This is a genomic window from Streptomyces coryli (assembly GCF_011044975.1).
Lineage (GTDB): Bacteria > Actinomycetota > Actinomycetes > Streptomycetales > Streptomycetaceae > Streptomyces > Streptomyces coryli.
On record NZ_JAAKZV010000463.1, the window covers coordinates 1 to 2,903 of the forward strand.

The 2,903-nt window shown below is 75.0% G+C and carries 3 protein-coding genes; 2 read left to right on the forward strand and 1 reads right to left on the reverse strand.

Features of this window, described 5'->3' with window-relative positions; all coding sequences use genetic code 11:
- Positions 1-190 precede the first annotated feature (190 nt).
- A complete protein-coding gene (locus G5C51_RS41230) occupies positions 191-1,582 on the forward strand; it encodes a cell division protein PerM (RefSeq protein WP_165245956.1) in 1,392 nt (463 codons plus the stop codon).
- Between the two features lie 49 nt (positions 1,583-1,631).
- The gene (locus G5C51_RS41235; RefSeq protein WP_165245958.1) at positions 1,632-2,249 is read left to right on the forward strand and encodes a hypothetical protein; all 618 of its coding nucleotides are present in this window, start codon (positions 1,632-1,634) and stop codon (positions 2,247-2,249) included.
- Positions 2,250-2,286: 37 nt separating this feature from the next.
- Here G5C51_RS41235 and G5C51_RS41240 read toward each other — a convergent pair.
- Positions 2,287-2,903: hypothetical protein (locus tag G5C51_RS41240; RefSeq protein WP_165245960.1), on the reverse strand; the 617-nt coding region annotated here is incomplete at its 5' end.

Sequence of the window (2,903 nt, forward strand, 5' to 3'; positions counted from 1 at the left end):
CCCCTCTCCCGCTCCCGGCGACGTCATCCGCGCCCCCCAACCAGCACGACCCGGACTCGCGGACTGACGGACTCACTCAGAGGCTGCGGTATGAAAAGGCGCATAACGGCATCTTGCGCAACACCCCGGGCATCCGCCCGCTGCCAGGGCGAAACGGGTGCATTTGGCAGCATGGGGCGCTGTGAGCCAAATGACCGATCGCGGGCCATGGTTGTCCGCGGGCCGTTCCCCCGCCCTGGAAGGGCCTCGCGCCGAAGCCGTCGCGGGGCTTGCCGCCGGCGCGCTCGCGGCGGGGCTCGGGCTCGGGTTCCTTGCCGTGCTCGTGCTGCTCTTCTGGGTGACCTCGCCTTATCCCGACAGCGGGCCGGGCGGTGCGCTGCACGTCGTCGCCGATCTGTGGCTGCTCGCGCACGGTGCCGATCTCGTACGGACCGACACCCGCAGCGGGCTGCCCGCGCCGGTCGGCGTCACGCCGATCCTGCTGACCGCGATGCCGGTCTGGCTGCTCTTCCGCGCCGCCCGCGACGCCCTGACCCCGCAGGATCACCGCCCGCACCCGTCGCCGCGGGCCACCGCGGGCTGGCTCGCCGGCGGGTATCTCGTCGTCGCCGCGGGCGTCACCGCGTACGCCGCCACCGGCAGCACCCTCCGCGCCGACGTGCTCAGCGCCGCCGGCCACCTCCCCGTGCTCGTCGCCGCCTCCGTGGCCGCCGGCGTCGCCGCCGCCCGGCTGCGGCTCGGGGCGCGGCGGCGCGGGCTCGCGGTGCGCTATCCCTGGCTGCACGCCGTCGTACGGGCCTCCGCCGCCGCCCTCGCCGTCCTGCTCGGCTGCGGCATCCTGCTCTTCGGGCTCGCGCTCGCCTGGCACGGCGCGGCGGCCGAAGCGTCGTTCCTGCAGCTCACCGCCCCCGTCATGGGCCGGATCGCGGTCCTGCTGCTGGCCGTCGCGCTGCTGCCGAACGCCGCCGTGTGGGCCGCCGCGTACACCCTCGGCCCCGGCTTCACCGTCGGCGGCGACGCCCTGGTCGGCCCGCTCGACTCCGCCGCCCACCCGGAACTGCCGTTCTTCCCGCTGCTCGCCGCCGTCCCGCACGAGGGCGCCGGCACGCCGCTGACCTGGGCCACCGCCGTCGTCCCCGCCGCCGCGGGGCTCACCCTCGGCTGGCTGACAGCCCGCTCCGCCGTCCCCGTACGGGCGGTGCGGGAGCCGGGCTGGACCTGGCGCGCCACCCTCGGCGCGGCCGCCGCCGCCGCGCTGGCCTGCGCCGTCGTCCTGACTCTTCTCGCCTGGCTGGCCGGCGGCCCGCTCGGCCGCGCCGAACTGGCGTCCTTCGGCCCGTCCTGGTGGCAGACCGGCGCCGCCGCGGCCGCCTGGACCCTCGCCCTCGGCCTGCCCACCGCCCTGGCCGTGCGCGGCTGGCGGCTCTACGGGGCGGCGCCGGTGCCGGGCGGCTGGACCTGGTCAGTGGAGCGCTGGCCGGACTGGGAATCGCGCCAGGAGCTGCTGCGTGAGCTCGACGGTTACGACGACCGCTACGACGGTCTCGAGGAGCGCGACGACGGGCGGGGCACCGCCGTTTGAGTTACGGTGAGGCTCCGGAGTTACCCGTACAGACAGGGGCAATTCCCCCATGAGTCGTCGCCGCACCCTAGCCCTCGCCGCCTCGGCGGCACTGGCGCTCTCCGCCGCCTCCGCCGCACCGGCCGTCGAGGCGGCGGCGTCCGGACTCGCCCCCGGGATCTGCATATGCGACCCCGGCGAGAGCGGATCCTGGGACGGCCGCGCCAAGCTCCCGGACGGCTCCACCGCCCGCTTCGGCTCCGACATCCAGCGGCCGCAGGTCCGTATCGTGATCTCCCGCGGCGACACCGAGACGCTCACCGAACGCGACCGCAGCGCCGTGCACGACGACTGGACGTACGAGCTGGCGGGCGGCGCGCACCTGAAGGTCACCGACGGCGACACCGGCCGGGTCTGGTGGTACGACTTCGACGGCCGGCTGCTCGACGACGGCGGCTCGGAGCGCGAGCTGGTCAGCCAGCACCGCCTCAAGGGCGGCTTCACCGCGAAGGTCTACGAGGTCGACGACGGATTCGAGGCCGACCTGTACGCCGCCGCCCCCGGCACCGGCGAGGTCAGGCTCTGGGACACCCTCAAGACCAGCGGCGGGCACTCCAGTTACGGCCAGGACGGCCGCGTGTACTTCGAGCTCGAGCCGGACGGCGCGATGCGCTCCTGGACGGAGTGACGCCCGCCCGTAAAACCCGTAAGCGCCGGAAAACCCGCTACCCCGCGTCCTGCCCGAAGATCTTCCGCAGCGGCTCCGGCAGCTTGCTCTCGCAGTTCTTCTCCGCGACCTTCGTCAGCGCGTCGCTCTGGCAGGTGAAGTAGTCGTGGTAGACGAACTGCACCGCGTACATCCCCGCCGCGAACACCAGCGCCAGGCACGCCGCCACGATCCCGGTCATCGCGGCGCTGCGCTGCGGCCGCATCATCCCGCCCGAGGACTGCCCGCCCGGCTGCCCGCCCGGCTGTCCGCCCGCGGCGCCCTCGCCGCTGCTGCTGCCGCCACCGCTGCCGGTCGTCAGCGCGGCCGCCGCCTCCGGATCCCGGATCTTGTTACGCAGCGAGCTGATGCCCCAGTACAGCGCGAGCACGCCGAGCAGCAGCGCCATCCACTCCACGCTGAACAGCGCGAAGAAGAACGCCCACATGCCCGACAGCAGCGCGTACCGCGCCCGCCGCTGCACCGGATCCGTCGGATCCCAGCGCAGCCCGCCGGGCCCGGGCCCGCCCTGCCCGCCGAGCCCCGGCTTGTCGCCGTCCCTGCCGCCGGAACCGCCGGGACCGCCAGGCCCCTCCGGCCCGGAACCGGACCCGCCTGAACCGGACCCCCCGGACC

Bases quoted from the DNA above. Each gene is read 5' to 3' on its own strand.
- G5C51_RS41235 (WP_165245958.1), top strand. From the start codon at position 1,632: ATGAGTCGTCGCCGCACCCTAGCCCTCGCCGCCTCGGCGGCACTGGCG.
- G5C51_RS41230 (WP_165245956.1), top strand. From the start codon at position 191: ATGACCGATCGCGGGCCATGGTTGTCCGCGGGCCGTTCCCCCGCCCTG.